Here is a 14,240-nt window from a genome sequence, read left to right as displayed (position 1 = left end):
TAGCGTTCCCGGCATGACACTCACGCTTCCCGCCGCCGTGTTCCAGGACGCCGCGGCCTGCGCCTACACCTCGCTCACCCGGGACGGGCGGCCCGTCAGCTGGCCCGTCACGCCCTATCCGGGACCGGACGGCACGATCGACGTCAGCACCGGTCTCGCCTATCCCGACAAGGCGGAGCGGGCCCGGCGCGACCCGCGCGTCGCGCTGCTGTTCGAGGGGGATCCGGTGGTGCTGGTGCAGGGCCGCGCGGCGGTCCGCGACGCCGACCTCCAGGCGAACACCGACCGGTACGTCCGCGAGTCCGCCGCCAAGTTCCCCGACGCGCTCGCGGGGGCGCCCTGGTTCGTGCTCAAGCGGTGCGCCTGGTACTTCGCGCGGATCTATGTGGAGGTCGAGCCCGAGCGGATCACCTGGTGGCCGGGCGGCGACCTGAGCCGCGCGCCTGAGGTCTGGACCGGCCCGCCCGGCACCGCTGCCCCCGTATCGGACCCGGCCCCCTCCGGCGGGCGGCTGCCCGGCCGCTCGGCGCCTCCCGCCGACTGGCGCCCCTACGCCGACCGCGCCCTCGGCCTGGGCCGTCCGCTGGTGTCCCTGACCGGTGACGGCCTCCCGGTGACGGTGCCCGCGCGCGCGTTCACCCGCACCGCGACCGGCTACGACCTCACCCTGCCCGCCGGGATCGCCGCCGCGTCCGGTCCGGTCTGCCTGACGTTCGACAGGCACGATCCGGATCTCAAGTGGCAGGAGAACGTGGTGCTGCTCGGCAGGGCCGCCGCCCGAGGCGGCGACCTCCTCTCCGTCACCGTCGAGCGGGCGCTGCCCGACTGGAGCCTGCCCGAGCATCCGCTCAAGCGCATGGTCTCCCTGCTGACGCACGGCAGGCAGCTGCGGCACCGGATCCGGGCCGAGGCGGCCCGCCGCGGCCAGCCGGTCCCGGAGGTCCGCCGCCTCTGACGCCCTCTCCTCAGGAAGGGGCGCCCGCGAGGGCGGTCAGCGCGGCGCGGAGACCGGCGGGGTCCTTACCCGCCCAGCCGAGGTAGCCGTCGGGGCGGACGAGGACGAGGGGGGCGTCGGGGGTGAGCGCATGGGCCGTGCGGACGCGGTCGGCCCAGCCGGTGACGTCGGCGGCGCCGAGGACGACGAAGCGGCCGCCGCGCAGCGCCTCGTACAGGCGGGTCCCGTCGGTGAGGGGGACGTCGGCGGCGCGGGTGCCGACCAACTCGTGCGCGCCGGCCGGCCGGGGGTAGGCGAAGCCGACGCCGCTGATCTGCCCGATGAGCCCGGCCAGGACGGGCGGGACGGCCAGGGCCGCGCGCGCCACGAGCCCGCGGACGGCCCTGCCGACCGGCGACTCGATCATCGCGCCGCGGATGATCGCGCCGCTGCTGCGCAGAACGGCCCGGCCGACGGGGTGGCGCTCGGCCTGGTAGGTGTCCAGGAGCCCATCGGGCGCGCCGCGGAGCACGGCGGCGAGCTTCCAGCCGAGGTTCGCGGCGTCCTGGAGGCCGGTGTTCATGCCCTGGCCGCCCGCGGGCGAGTGGACGTGGGCTGCGTCGCCGGCCAGGAAGACGCGCCCGACGCGGTAGTCGGGCACCTGCCGCTCGTCGCTGTGGAAGCGGGCCAGCCAGCGCGCGTCGTGCATTCCGAAGTCGGTGCCCAGCGCGCGGCGGGCGACATCGCGGACCTCCTCGAGGCTCAGCGGGGCGTCGTCGGGGACGGAACTGCGGCGATCCCAGGCGAAGATCCGGTAGTAGCCGTCGCCGAACGGGGCCATGAACGCGAAGGAGTCGCCGACGCCGTTGACGGTCAGGGTCTCGGTGGGCTCCTCGGTGACCTTCACGTCCGCCAGCATGATCGACTTCAGCACGGACCTGCCCGGGAACGGCTGGCCGAGAAGCCGCCGGACGGCGCTGTGGAAGCCGTCGGCCCCGACCGCGTAGTCCGCCCGGTACGTCCCACCGGGGGTCGTGACCGTGACGCCGGCGCCGTCCTGCTCCAGACCGGTGACCTCGGCATTCCGCACGATCTCGGCGCCCGCCTTCAGCGCCCGCTCCAGGAGCAGTTCCTCGACGTGGAACTGCGGGGTGACGAGCAGGTAGGGGAAGCGGCTGGGCAGCCCGCCCAGGTCGACCTCCAGGCGCCCGAACAGCCGCAGCCGCCGCAGCGCCGCGCCGGTCGCCACGAGCCGGTCGGCGAGTCCGCGCGCGTCGAGCTGCTCCAGCGTCCGGGCGTGGACGCCGAACGCGCGGGAGAGGTTGGAGATGTGCCCGTCCCTGCGCTCCAGCAGCGTGACGGCCGCCCCGGCCTCGGCCAGGTCCCCCGCGAGCAGCAGTCCGGTGGGTCCGGCCCCCACCACGATCACCTCGGCCATGACTCCTCCTTTGGGTCAACGCCTGTTGGTCAACGACCGTTGGCATTATTCGAACACCGCGAAGGAGCGGTGTCAACGCTTGTTGGCCTACCATCGACGGCATGGAGAAGGCGGGCAAGGCACGGCGCTCGGACGCCACCAAGGAAGCGATACTCAACGCGGCGCGCGAGCGCTTCGCCGAGGACGGGTACGAGCGGGCCACGATCCGCGCGATCGCGGCGGACGCGGCCATCGACCCTTCCATGGTCATGCGGTACTTCGGCAGCAAGGACAAGCTCTTCGCCGCCGCCGCCGAGTTCGACCTCCGTCTCCCCGACGCCGCGCACGTCCCGCCGGACGAGCTGGGCCGCACCGTCGCGGCGCACATCATGGACCGCTGGGAGCACGACGAGGCGCTCAAGGCGCTGCTGCGCGCGGCCGTCACCAACCCGGCGGCGGCCGACCGGATGCGCGAGATCTTCACCGTCCAGCTCGCCCCCGCGGTCTTCGCGGTCGCCCCCGACGCGCCCGCCACCCGGGCCGGCCTGATCGCCACCCAGGTCCTCGGCCTGGCGTTCACCCGCTACCTGCTGCGGCTGCCCCCGGTCGTCGCCATGAGCCGGGAGACGGTCATCGCCTGGCTCGGCCCCACCCTCCAGCGCTACCTCACCGGCGGCCTCGACCGCGCCGACGGGACGGCCGACCTCAGGGAGTGAACGCAGGGAAGGGCGGCGGCGGCGCCGCACGATGCCGGGCGGCGGCCTCCGGTTCGTCCAGGCGGTCGGCGAGGTCGGCGAGGATCCGGTGGAAGGAGCCGCGGCAGGCCAGGGCGCTGCCCGCGACGACCAGGCGGCCCGCGAAGGGGAGCAGGGCGCGGTAGGCCGCGGCGGGGTCGGGGACGCCGAGGGCGGCGGCCGTGGCGGCGAGTTCGGCGAGCTGGAAGTCGGAGTGCCAGTCGTGGGCGTCGGGGAGGCGGTCCAGACCCCAGCGGCGCAGCAGGGTGCGGGCGTGGGTGTGCTCGCCGAGGTCGGTGAGCAGCCGGACCGCCGTCGGGCGCAGCACCGCGTGCTCGTCCCGCACGGCGGCTTCGGCGAGTTCGTCGGCGAGGGAGGCGAGGTCGGCTTCGCGGCCGCGGGCGTAGGCGAGCGCGACCCGCTGCATCCGGTGCGCGAACAGCGCGCCCCACATGCTGGTCCTGCGGTGGGTGCGGAACGCCTGGGCGCCGATCTCCTCTGCGGTCTCCCAGTCGCCCTGGAGCGCGGCGAAGCAGGCCCGCTGGTAATCGGTCTGGACCTCGATCTCGGTGACCCCGAGCGTCGGGGCGAGGGCCGCGCAGACCTCCAGGTCCGCCCGGAACTCCGCGGCCCTGCCGTGCCGCAGGTGCAGGGTCAGCCGGTGCATCCGCGCGACGACCTCGGTGGCGCGCGGCAGGCCCTTCCCGGCCAGGGCCAGGGACTCGTCGAGCGAGGCGAGACGGCGGTCGTCGGCTTCCGGGGTCCAGGCGGCCATGACGTGGTTGTTGAGCACCCTGCCGAGCAGTTCCGGATCACCGAGCCCGCGCGCCAGCCCCACGGCCTCGGCGGCGAGTGCCTCGGCCCGCCCGTCGACGCGCTCGGGCCCGTAGTACAGCTCGACGGCGAGGGTGCCGAGCAGTTCGGCGCGGCGGCGCGGCCCGTGCTCGTCGGTCAGGAGATCACGCAGCCGGTCGGCCATGGCGTGATCGACGACGCCGAAGGGACGCCAGTTCCACAGCGTCACCCAACCGAGGACGCCCGCGGCCCGCGCGGCGCGCTCCCGGTCGCCGCCGGCCTCGGCCAGCGCCTCGTCCAAGGTGGCGAAGGCGATCTGGAGGTCGCCGGACAGCCGCTGCTCCTCGGTGAGCGCGATGAGGGCGGCGAAGCGCCGGTCGTCGCCCGGCGGCAGCGCGGCGAGCGCGCGTTCGCGGTGCCGGGCCGCCTGGTCGGGGGCGAGGCGGCGGCGGGCCAGGTCTGCGGCCTCCGTGCAAGCCAGGTAGGCGGCCTCCGACGCGCCGCCCCGCGCCGCGTGGAACCGGTGCCTGGCCAGCTCCTCGGCGTGCTGCGGGACACCGCCGTAGACCGCGGCGACGGCGTCGGCGAGCAGCCCGTGCAGTTCGGCCCTGTGCACGGGGCTGAGCGCCGACGCGAGCGCGTCGCGGGCGATGTCGTGCGCGAACCGCCAGCTCCAGTCGTCCGGATCGTGCTGGAGGAGTCCGGCCCGTAGCGCGGGCTCCAGCGCCTCGGTGACCTCTCCGGAGACGGCGTGGCCGAGGACGCGCGGGTCCAGGTCGGCCCCGGCGAGGGCGGCGAGCCGCAGGACCCGCCGGGTCGCCACGGGCAGGCGCTGGAACCTGTGCTCGACGACGTCCCGGACCGTCGAGGGCACGGGCCCGTCCTCGGCCGCGGCGTCCCGTCCGGACAGCAACCGCACCATCTCGGTCAGGAAGAAGGGGTTGCCTCCGGTCCTCTCCCGCAGGACGTCGGCGTGCTCGCGGTCCTCGCCCAGGAACTCCTCGACCTCGGCGAGGGAGAACGGCCGGAGCGACATCCGCCGGACGGCCCGCTCCCGGCCGAGCGCGGTGCGGGCGGCGTCCAGCGCGGACGGGTCGGCGGCGTCCCCTTCGCGGCTCGTCGCGACGACCGAGCACGCCGCGGTGCCGAGCCGCGCGGCGAGCAGCCGCAGCACCTGGAGCGAGCCGGCGTCGGCCCACTGGAGGTCTTCGAGCACCAGCAGCAGCGGCCGCTCCCGGACTGCCGCGAGCAGAGCTCGGACCACGCCTTCCAGCAGCCGGAACCGCGCCACCGCGGGGTCCGCCGTGCCGTCCCCGTCGGCCGTGAGGGCGGGACGCGCGGGCAGGCCCAGGTCGGCGAGGACCTGCTCCCAGAGCCAGAGCGCGGGCGCGCCGAGGTCCTCGACGGTCCGTGCCCACACGACCCGGACACCGCGCGCGCGGGCCGCGCCGGCTTCGGCGACCGAGGTCTTCCCGATGCCCGCCTCGCCCTCCAGCAGCACCATCCGCCCGCTTCCGCGCGCGGCCCCGGCGACGGCGTCGGCGATCGCGGCGAGTTCGCGCTCCCGTCCGACGAGCCGCGACTCCGGTTCCGGCATCGCGGGCGCGGGCACGGCGTCCAGGGCGGGGTCGCGGCGCAGGACCGCGAACTGGAGGTCGCGCAGCGCGGGTCCCGGTTCGAGGCCGAGTTCGGCGTCGAGGAGGTCGCGGCACTCCTGGTATGCGGTGAGCGCGTCGGCCTGGCGGCCGTCCCGGTAGCGGGCGCGCATCAGCAGCTCCCACGACCGCTCGCGCAGCGGCCGCTCCCGGACCAGCGTCTCGGCCTCGGCGGCGGCCTCGGCGGTGCGGTCGAGCCGCAGCAGCGCCTCGGTGCGCAGCTCCACCGCGCGCAGCCGCTGTTCCTCCAGCTCCGCGACGCGCACGGCGAGCTCGGGGTCGGCCTCGATTCCGGCGAACGGTCCACCCCGCCACAGGCCGAGCGCCTCGCCCAGCCGGCGCAGCGCCCCCGCGGCGTCACCGTCCGCCAGCTTCGCCTCGCCCTCCCCGAGGAGGTCGGCGAACCGCAGGGCGTCGAGCTCGGCCGGTTCGGCGGTGAGGACGTAGCCGGGGGCGCGTGTGACGATCCGGCTGGGCCCCGCGCGGCCGGGGTCGAGCGCGCGGCGCAGGTGGGAGACGTGCGCGAGGACGGCGCCGTGCGCGGACGGGGGCGGGCTGCCGTGCCACAGCGCCTCGGCGATCCGGTCCATCGACACGACCCTGCCGGGCTCGGACAGCAGCAGCGCCAGCAGGGTCCGGCGGCCGCCACCGAGCTTGACGGGCGTGCCTGCGGCGTCGGCGACCTCGAGCGGACCGAGCACCCGGAACGGAACGGGGGTCATGCCCCCATGATCCACCGTCCCGCTTGCGGCTTTCGCACCTTCGGACCGCAAGTGGGATGCCATCGAACAGCAAGTGGCTCCTGCGAGAAATGTGACAGACGCCCACCGGGGGCGTCGAAGGAGGAGCAGCATGCACACGTTCTCGGGGGCCGCCGCGCCCGACCTGCGGGCGCTGATGGCGGGGGCCGTCCTGGCGCCCGGCGAGGAGGGGTACGCGGAAGCGGTCGCCCCCTTCAACCTCGCGGTACCGCGCCGGCCCGCGCTCGTCGCCGTCGCGCAGGACGCGGCGGACGTCGCGGCCGCCGTCCGGTTCGCGCGGCGGCACCGGCTCCCGGTCGCCGTCCAGGCCACCGGGCACGGCGCCGTCGGGCCGGACGAAGGGGCCCTGCTGGTCAACACCGCGGCGCTCGACCACATCGCGATCGACCCGGTCGCGCGGACCGCGCGGATCGGCGCGGGCGTCCGGTTCGGCGCGCTGCTGGAGGCCGCGGCGCCGCACGGGCTCGCCCCGCTGACGGGTTCCGCGCCCGCCGTCGGCGTCGTCGGCTACACCCTCGGCGGCGGGCTGAGCCCCGTCGGCCGGGCGCTCGGGTACGCCGCCGACCACGTGCGGGCCTTGGAGGTCGTCACCGCCGACGGACGGATCCGGCAGGTCGACGCCGCGCACGAGCCCGACCTCTTCTGGGCGCTGCGCGGCGGCAAGGGCGGCTTCGGGATCGTCACGTCGATGACGGTCGGGCTGTTCTCGGTGCGGAGCCTGTTCGCGGGCGCCGTGTACTACGCGGGCGAGGACGCGCCCGAGGTCCTGCGCGCCTGGCGGAACTGGTCGGCCGAGCTGCCGGAGCGGTCGACGACCTCGGTCGCGCTGCTGCGCCTGCCGCCGCTGCCCGAGCTGCCCGAGCCGCTGCGCGGCAGGTTCGTCGTCGCGGTCAGGTACGCGCACGTCGGCGCGCCCGAAGAGGGCGCGGCGCTGCTCGTCCGGCTGCACGGCGCGCTCGGCGAGGTCCGGCCGGTCCTCGACGGGACGGGCGAGATCCCCTTCGCCGCCATCGGTTCCGTCCACGCCGATCCGACCGACCCGATGCCCGTGTGGGAGCGCGGCCTGCTCTTCGACGACCTGCCCGAGACCGCGCTCGGCGCGCTGGTGAAGACCGCGGGCGCCGACGCCGACGAGCCGCCGTTCATGGTGGAGATCCGGCAGCTCGGCGGGGCCCTGTCCCGTCAGCCGGAGGGCGGCAACGCGGTCGGAGGCCGCGACGCGGTCTACTCCCTCCTCGTCGTCGGCGCGCCGCCGCCCGAGGAGCTGACCTCCCTCGTCGCGCCCGCCGGGGCCCGCGTCATCGACGCCCTCCGGCCCTGCTCGCGCGACGCGGCCCTGCCCAACTTCCTGGGCTCCGCTCCCTCGCCCGCCGACATCGCGGCGGCCTGGCCCCCCGCCGTCCGCGACCGCCTCCGCGCGGTCAAGGCCGCGTACGACCCCTCCGGGCTGTTCCGTTTCGGCTGCGGGCACTGACGGACCCGCTTCACCGGCCTCCGCCGTCCGCGCTCACGCACGGCGGAGGCCGGCCGCCGCGCCCGCCGGTCCCGTCGGCAACCGGCCTGCCTGTCCGGACACGGACAGGCAGGCCGTCAGGGAAACCGGATGGACGGGCGTCGGGGTCGAAGTGGGTGCCTCCCGATCCCGACCAAAGGAGTTGCGCGTGGTGGCCTCCCCCTCCTCCGGTCCCATTCCTCGGCAAGATGCCCTGTCCGTCGACGAGGGCCTCGCGCGGGTGCACTGGCACCTGCTGCGCGGGGACCAGATGCGCGCCGGGGTGGCCGCCCGCGGCGGTACGGTCCTGAGCACCGACGCCCTGGTCGTCGCCGGGGTCGCGGTGGTGCTCTCGCTCAGCGGGGGGAAGCCCGACATCGTCCTCGTGCTGCTCGCGCTCACGGTGCTGGGCTGCGTCGCGATCTCGGCCTCGAACGCCGTCCTGGCCCTGGTGACCGTGCGCTCCTGGGAGCGGCACTTCGGCGAACCGGACACGCCCACCGCGCCCCTTTACTGTTTCGCCGAATACGGGAGGGCGGGCGAGTCCTTCGAGGATTTCCGGCGCATGGCGACGGAAGCGCCCTCCGCGGACGTGCTCGATCAGGCGGTCGCCGAGCTGTGGAGATGCGGCCGCCTGCACGGATACCGCTACCGGAGGCTGCGGGTGGCGATGCTCTGGCTGCTCGCGGCCCTCGTGTTCCTCCTCGTGGCCGCGGCCTGCGCGGGCCTGAGCTGAGCGATCCGGTCCCGGCCGTGCCGGTGGTCAAGATCACCATGGCGGTGGCGCGGGGGGTCGGGTAGCCATGGGAGGGGGCGGGACCAGTCCCCATGTGCTTCGGTGAGGAGGCTGCCGGTGATCCCCCATTCCGCGACGCTGGAGATCAACGAGAGGGTGCGGGCGCTGCGGCGGGACGGGCGCGACGTGCTCCATCTGGGGTTCGGGGAGGCCGGGCTGCCCGCGCACCCGCGGCTCGTGGAGCTGCTGCGCGAGAACGCCGCGGACAACAGGTACGCGCCGGTCGCGGGCGACGAGGGCGCGCGGCGGGCCGCGGCCGGGTACTGGACTCGGCGCGGGCTGGCGACCGATCCGGACCAGATCCTCTTCGCCCCCGGCAGCAAGCCGCTGCTCTTCGCGGCGCTCGCGGCCCTCGACGGCGACGTCGTGCTGCCCGTGCCGTCGTGGGTGACGTACGCGGCGCAGGCCGCACTGCTCGGCAGGCGCGTCATCGGGGTGCCGGTCCCGGCCGGGTGCGGCGGCGTGCCGGATCCGGACCTGCTGGCCGGTGCGCTGGACCGGGCGCGGGCCGAGGGCGCGGACCCGCGGATCCTCGTCGTGACGCTGCCGGACAATCCGACGGGCACGCTCGCCCCGCCGTCCGTCGTCGAGGCGGTCTGCGCGATCGCCGACCGGCAGGGGCTCGTCGTCGTCTCCGACGAGATCTACCGGGACCTCGTGCACGACGGGAGCGGCGTCCTCAGCCCGGCGAGCCTCCTGCCCGACCGCACGATCGTGACCGCGGGGCTCTCCAAGAACCTCGCGCTGGGCGGCTGGCGCGTCGGCTTCCTGCGCACGCCCGACTCGCCCGAGGGCCACCGCCGGCGGGACGCGCTGCGCGGCATCGCCTCGGAGGTCTGGTCCAACGTGGCGGCCCCGATGCAGGCCGCCGCCGAGTACGCGCTGGACGAGCCGGAGCCGATCCTCCGGCGCGTCGCGGAGAGCCGGCGGCTGCACGGGCGGGTCGCGCGGGCCGTCGCAAGCGTCTTCGAGGCGTCCGGGGCGCTGGTCCGGCCGCCGAGCGCGGGCTTCTACCTCTACCCGGACTTCGCGCCGCTGCGCCCCGCCGTCACCGCGCTCGGCCTCGCGACCGCCGCCGACCTCGGCCGCCACCTCCTGGACCGGCACGGCCTCGCTCTGCTCCCGGGCGACGTCTTCGGCGACGACCCCGCCGCGCTGCGCTTCCGGGTCGCGACGAGCCTCCTGTACGGCGACACCGAGCAGCGCCTGGCCGCGCTGGCCTCCCCGGAGCCCGAGGCGCTCCCCTGGATCGCCGCGTCCCTCCGGCGCCTCGATGGCGTCCTCGCCACCGTGCGTGAGCCCTGACGTCAGGCCGGAGCGCGGATCGCGCGCGCGAGCGGCCGCGCCTGGGCGAGCAGCCGGTCGACCGGGTAGGTGTCCGGCTCGGTGAGGTGGAGGCGGACCAGCTCGTCGGCGACCGCGTGCAGGACGCGGCCGGCGAGGGCCGGGTCGGGGTGCTGCGCGGTGAGGGGCTGGAGGCTCGCCCGGGTGACGGCGCGGGCCTGGGCCAGCCGTTCGTGGAGCGCGGGCGGGCCGCCCTCGGCGGGCAGCAGGAACAGACGCCAGGTGTCCGGGGCAGCGGCGACGGCTTCGAGGATGCCCGCGAGCGCCCAGGTGAAGGGGTCCTCGCCCTCCGGGACGGGCCTGGCCGCGGCCTTGCGGAACCCGGCGAAGGCGAGGTCCACCTCGCGGTCGATGAGCGCGACGAGCAGGCCGGGCAGGCTCGTGAACTGCTGGTAGATGACGGTCCGGGTGACCCCGCACGCCTCGGCGACCCGCTCGATCCCGACCGCGTGGTACCCCTCGCCGACGACGAGCGCACGGGTCACGTCGAGGATCTGGGCACGCCGCTCCGGGCCGCTCAGCCGCTTCCTCGCGCCCACGATCTCCCCCTTGTCCGAATAAGTTACATTCTGTAAGTTAGCGCCCGGCGCATCGGCCGTCCAGCCCCGGTGCCGGGGAGAAGGCGCAGGTGAACGATGGGAACCCCCTACCGCGTGGCCATCTGGGGTCCCGGCGAGGTCGGCGGCGCGATCGCGCGCGCCTGCCACCGCCGCCCCGACACCGCGCTCGTGGGCGCCAAGGTGTTCCGGGAGCGCAAGCACGGCGCGGACCTCGGTGAACTCGTGGGCATCGGCCCGATCGGGGTCGCCGCGACGACCTCGCGCGCGGAGATCCTGGCGCTCGACTGCGACGTCGTCATCGTGACGCCCCGGCCCGGGGTGCTCGGCAACGAACTCGACACCGACGTCATCGCGCTGCTCGAATCAGGCAAGAACGTCATCTCCACCGCCTCGTACCACAACCCGGCCATGCCGAACTGGCTGTCGGCGACCCGGCCGCCGCCGTCACGGCTGCTGAAGGCGTGCCACACGGGCGGGGTCACCCTGCACGGCACGGGGGTGCATCCGACGTTCATGGTCGAGCGGGTCGCGATGACGCTGGCTCGGGCCCTGTCGGAGGTGACCCATGTCCGGTGCGTCGAAGCCGTCGACTTCGCTGCGGCGTCCGGCTCGATGTGGGGAGGGCTGCGCCGCCTCGGGTTCGGCCTCGACCCCGCCGAGGTGAAGGCGGGCGCGCCCCTCGCGCTGTTCGGCGACCTCTACTACGGCGACCTGACGGGCAACGTGGCCCATCACCTGTACGGGGTCGGCATGGACGAGGTGAAGGTGGTGCACGACCTACGGGGCCTGCCCGCCGAGGAGCGCTACACGACGCGTTCGGGCTTCACCGTCGAGCCGGGCCAGACCGCCGCGCTGCACCTCACCCACCGCGGCTTCATCGGCGACCACCACTTCTTCACCAACGAGGAGTGCTGGTACCTCGGCCCGGAGAACGCCTACCTCGGCGACGACCTCCCGTTCGCCGACCACGGGACGCCCGGCCCGATCAACTACACGATCGAGATCACCGGCGAGCCTTCGGTCGTCCGCACCCGGGTCGCCTTCGAGCAGAACCGGGCGGGCGCCAACCCCGACCGGACCAATCCGATCACCGGCGCGTCCGTCCAGGCCGTCCTGGACGCGCTCCCCGCCGTCTGCGCGGCCGCGCCGGGCATCCTCACCGACGACCCGCGCCCGCGCTACGTCCACGACGCCCGCGTCACCCTCGAAGGGGCCGCCTCATGAACGGGCGGCAAGAGGTCGAGGCCTGGACGGAGGTCGTGGAGGCGCTGCGTACGGCGGGCGAGAAGATCGCCGCCTCTACCGAGGGCCTCGGCGAGGAGGAAAGGGCCGACGGGTTCCGGGCGCTGCTGCGCGGGCTGCACCACCAGCTCGCGCGGTTCGAGGTGGACCGGGAGCGGCCCGAGCTCGTCGAGTTCAACGGGTGGCGGCAGAAGTTCTTCATGGACAACCCGGACACCCGGTACTGGGTCGCGGACGTCCGGGACGACCGGTGCTACCGGATCACCGGGCATCCGGGCGGGTCGGTGTACCAGTCGGTGACGGCGTACGCGTCGGCGTCCGGCGGGGTCGGCACGACGGCCCGGATCGACTCCGACGCGATCGCGCTCGATGCCGACGGGGGGTTCACGCTCCTCGTCGGCGGGCCGGAGCCCGGCGACGGAACGGCCTGGCTGCCCCTCCCCGAGGGGGCCAAGCAGCTGTGGGTGCGCCACTTCCACGACGACGTGGCCGCCGACGCGCACGGATGGGCCGCGATCGAGCCCGTCGCCGCCCCGGCCGCGCCACCGCCCCCGATCGACCCCGCGCGCTTTTCGCACGGGTTGAGCCGACTCGCCAAGACCGTCGGGTTCATGCCCGGGGTGTTCGGCGCGGTGCAGGGCCAGGTGCCGGCCAACGCGGTGCACCACTGGGCGGAGATGGCGAACGGGGCGGCCTACACCGAGCCCGGCATCCACTACCTGCGCGGCGCCTGGAAGCTGGAGCCCGGACAGGCCCTCGTCGTCGAAGGCGCGACGGTGCCCTGCCGGCACTGGAGCGTGCTGCTCTACAGCAGGTTCCTCAACTCGCTCGACCACCGGCACCGGCAGGTGTCGCGGACCGGCGGCACCGCCACGGCGCCCGAGGGAACGTACCGGTTCGTCCTGGCCGCCGAGGACCCGGGCGTGCCCGACTGGCTCGACACCGAGGGCCGCGAGTCCGGCCTGTTCGTGCTGCGCTTCCTCCAGGCCGAGCGCGAACCCGTCCTTCCGACGGTGCGGGTGTGCCCGGTCGGCGCGCTGGAGCCCCGATGACGTGGCGGCCGAGCCCGCGAAGCCCGCAGGTGCAGGGCATCTACGCGGCGGCCGAGGCCGACCGGGCCGCGCGACCGGAGAAGTACACGCTCGATCCCGACAACGCGGTCGTCCGGGCTCTGCGCGGCTCGGATCCGGATGAACTCGGCGATCCGGCTCTCTGGCGCGAAGGGCTCGAGAATTACCTAACGTCCGCCAGGAACGACGGACGCCTCAACGCGCTCGGCGTGCAGATGGTCGGCGCCACCGCCGTCGGCCAGCTCAGGGCGCGGCGCGCGATGGCCCGGCTGCCGCGCGCGGACGAGCCGTTGCCCACCCCGCCGATCGTCATCGTCGGCGGCTGGCGGACCGGGACGACGTTCCTGTTCCGGCTGCTGGCCGCCGACCCGAGGCTGCGCGCGCCGCTGTCGGCCGAACTGGGCGCCCCATGGCGCTTCGCGGGCGCCGACGACGCGCGCCGCGAGCGGCTCATCGAGGAGAGCGCCGCGGCTTCCGCGTTCCTCGACACGCTCAACCCGGACCTGGCGACCGTGCACGACTTCGGGGCCCGGCTGCCCGAGGAGTGCGTCGTCGGCATGGGCAGATCGTTCCGCAACTGGGGCTTCAGCTCGACCGTGCGCCTCGACTCCTACAGCACCTGGCTCGCCGACCAGGACCTCTCCGGCACCTACGCGGCCCACCGCCACGCCCTCGCCACCCTGGACCGGGGCGACGGCCGCCGCTGGCTGCTGAAGGCCCCCGCGCACACCCCCGAACTGGCCCGTCTCGCCGAGGCCTTCCCCGGCGCGTGCGTGGTCTTCCTCCACCGCGACATCGTCGAGACCGTCACCTCCGGCGCCAGCCTCTTCTCCGTCTTCCGCGCCACCTACAGCGACGAGGTCGACCCCGCCGACGTCGCCCGCTTCCAGACCGACCAGACCGAGCTCTGGCTCCGCCGCGCCCACGCCTTCCGCGCCTCCCCCGCAGCCTCCTCGATCACCCTCCTCGACCTCGCCTACCGCGACCTCGTCTCGGCCACCGAACCCGTCCTCCGCCGCATCTACGACGCCGCCTCCCTCCCCCCGCCCGACGACCTCCGCGCCATGATCACCGCCTACCACGCCGCCCACCCCCGCACCGCCAAGGGCACCCACCGCTACGCCCCCGCCGACTTCTCCCTCACCGAAGAGACCCTCCGCCCCCGCTTCGCCCCCCTCCTCCCCGCCCCGCCGACCTGACGGGCCCGGACGTTGGGACCGTGCCTGTTCCCGGACAACGGCGAGGTCGACGGACCCGACGCGTGCTTCTCCTACAGCGGTCTCGACCGGCTCCGCACGGCGTTCGCCGAGGCCGAGGGATTCGACCTCGGCGAGATGAGGGGATCCGGGGGGCGACACACCGTGGAACGCCGGTCGAACCGCTCTTCCCGTGAGGGCCGCCCGCGCGGGTCGGGGCGCGGGCGGCCGCGGCGGACCCGCG

The 14,240-nt window shown here is 75.2% G+C and carries 11 protein-coding genes; 8 read left to right on the top strand and 3 right to left on the bottom strand.

Translation table 11 applies throughout. The annotated features are described in order from the left end of the window. Positions 1-13 precede the first annotated feature (13 nt). Positions 14-955, top strand: a complete 942-nt coding sequence (locus EDD29_RS14835) for a pyridoxamine 5'-phosphate oxidase family protein (RefSeq protein ID WP_123664970.1) — start codon at positions 14-16, stop codon at positions 953-955. Between the two features lie 10 nt (positions 956-965). Here EDD29_RS14835 and EDD29_RS14830 read toward each other — a convergent pair whose 3' ends face one another. Further along, positions 966-2,372 carry an FAD-dependent oxidoreductase gene (locus tag EDD29_RS14830; protein ID WP_123664969.1) on the bottom strand — a complete coding sequence of 469 codons (1,407 nt, stop codon included), beginning with the start codon at positions 2,370-2,372 and terminating at the stop codon, positions 966-968. A 101-nt stretch (positions 2,373-2,473) separates the two neighbouring features. On the opposite strand from EDD29_RS14830, the gene EDD29_RS14825 reads away from it, so the two are divergent. Further along, complete coding sequence (locus EDD29_RS14825; protein ID WP_123664968.1) at positions 2,474-3,067, top strand: TetR/AcrR family transcriptional regulator; 594 nt, start codon at positions 2,474-2,476, stop codon at positions 3,065-3,067. On the opposite strand, the gene EDD29_RS14820 is transcribed toward EDD29_RS14825, so the two are convergent. After that, positions 3,057-6,257, bottom strand: a complete 3,201-nt coding sequence (locus tag EDD29_RS14820) for an ATP-binding protein (protein ID WP_170201411.1) — start codon at positions 6,255-6,257, stop codon at positions 3,057-3,059. The two genes, EDD29_RS14825 and EDD29_RS14820, sit on opposite strands and share 11 nt — an antisense overlap. A gap of 130 nt (positions 6,258-6,387) precedes the next feature. Here EDD29_RS14820 and EDD29_RS14815 point away from each other — a divergent pair, with 130 nt between their 5' ends. From EDD29_RS14815 to EDD29_RS14805, 3 genes are all read left to right on the top strand, one after another. Beyond that, positions 6,388-7,770 (top strand): FAD-binding oxidoreductase, encoded by a 1,383-nt coding sequence (locus EDD29_RS14815; RefSeq protein ID WP_123664966.1) that lies wholly within the window; start codon positions 6,388-6,390, stop codon positions 7,768-7,770. A 187-nt stretch (positions 7,771-7,957) separates the two neighbouring features. Next, the gene (locus EDD29_RS14810; protein WP_123664965.1) at positions 7,958-8,524 is read left to right on the top strand and encodes a Pycsar system effector family protein; all 567 of its coding nucleotides are present in this window, start codon (positions 7,958-7,960) and stop codon (positions 8,522-8,524) included. A gap of 117 nt (positions 8,525-8,641) precedes the next feature. Further along, complete coding sequence (locus EDD29_RS14805; protein WP_123664964.1) at positions 8,642-9,889, top strand: pyridoxal phosphate-dependent aminotransferase; 1,248 nt, start codon at positions 8,642-8,644, stop codon at positions 9,887-9,889. A gap of 2 nt (positions 9,890-9,891) precedes the next feature. Here EDD29_RS14805 and EDD29_RS14800 read toward each other — a convergent pair whose 3' ends face one another. Continuing rightward, positions 9,892-10,467: a TetR/AcrR family transcriptional regulator gene (locus EDD29_RS14800; protein WP_211359725.1), complete on the bottom strand. Its 576-nt coding sequence runs from the start codon at positions 10,465-10,467 to the stop codon at positions 9,892-9,894. Positions 10,468-10,563: 96 nt separating this feature from the next. Here EDD29_RS14800 and EDD29_RS14795 point away from each other — a divergent pair, with 96 nt between their 5' ends. Genes EDD29_RS14795 through EDD29_RS14780 form a run of 3 tightly spaced genes read left to right on the top strand, consistent with a single transcriptional unit; the run spans position 10,564 to position 13,999 of the window. After that, on the top strand, positions 10,564-11,712 hold the full coding sequence (locus EDD29_RS14795; RefSeq protein WP_123664963.1) for a hypothetical protein: 1,149 nt from the start codon (positions 10,564-10,566) through the stop codon (positions 11,710-11,712). Next, on the top strand, positions 11,709-12,782 hold the full coding sequence (locus EDD29_RS45460) for a DUF1214 domain-containing protein (protein WP_170201410.1): 1,074 nt from the start codon (positions 11,709-11,711) through the stop codon (positions 12,780-12,782). The genes EDD29_RS14795 and EDD29_RS45460 overlap by 4 nt, the downstream gene beginning before the upstream one ends. Next, positions 12,779-13,999: a sulfotransferase family protein gene (locus EDD29_RS14780; RefSeq protein WP_123664961.1), complete on the top strand. Its 1,221-nt coding sequence runs from the start codon at positions 12,779-12,781 to the stop codon at positions 13,997-13,999. Before EDD29_RS45460 ends, EDD29_RS14780 begins: the two co-directional genes overlap by 4 nt. Positions 14,000-14,240 lie beyond the last annotated feature (241 nt).

Source organism: Actinocorallia herbida (assembly GCF_003751225.1).
Lineage (GTDB): Bacteria > Actinomycetota > Actinomycetes > Streptosporangiales > Streptosporangiaceae > Actinocorallia > Actinocorallia herbida.
This window is presented reverse-complemented; position numbering and strand designations above follow the sequence as displayed.

Excerpts from the sequence above, each read along its gene's own strand:
- EDD29_RS14835 (WP_123664970.1), top strand. The coding sequence starts at position 14 with ATGACACTCACGCTTCCCGCCGCCGTGTTCCAGGACGCCGCGGCCTGC.
- EDD29_RS14830 (WP_123664969.1), bottom strand. The coding sequence starts at position 2,372 with ATGGCCGAGGTGATCGTGGTGGGGGCCGGACCCACCGGACTGCTGCTC.
- EDD29_RS14825 (WP_123664968.1), top strand. The coding sequence starts at position 2,474 with ATGGAGAAGGCGGGCAAGGCACGGCGCTCGGACGCCACCAAGGAAGCG.
- EDD29_RS14820 (WP_170201411.1), bottom strand. The coding sequence starts at position 6,257 with ATGACCCCCGTTCCGTTCCGGGTGCTCGGTCCGCTCGAGGTCGCCGAC.
- EDD29_RS14815 (WP_123664966.1), top strand. The coding sequence starts at position 6,388 with ATGCACACGTTCTCGGGGGCCGCCGCGCCCGACCTGCGGGCGCTGATG.
- EDD29_RS14795 (WP_123664963.1), top strand. The coding sequence starts at position 10,564 with ATGGGAACCCCCTACCGCGTGGCCATCTGGGGTCCCGGCGAGGTCGGC.
- EDD29_RS45460 (WP_170201410.1), top strand. The coding sequence starts at position 11,709 with ATGAACGGGCGGCAAGAGGTCGAGGCCTGGACGGAGGTCGTGGAGGCG.
- EDD29_RS14780 (WP_123664961.1), top strand. The coding sequence starts at position 12,779 with ATGACGTGGCGGCCGAGCCCGCGAAGCCCGCAGGTGCAGGGCATCTAC.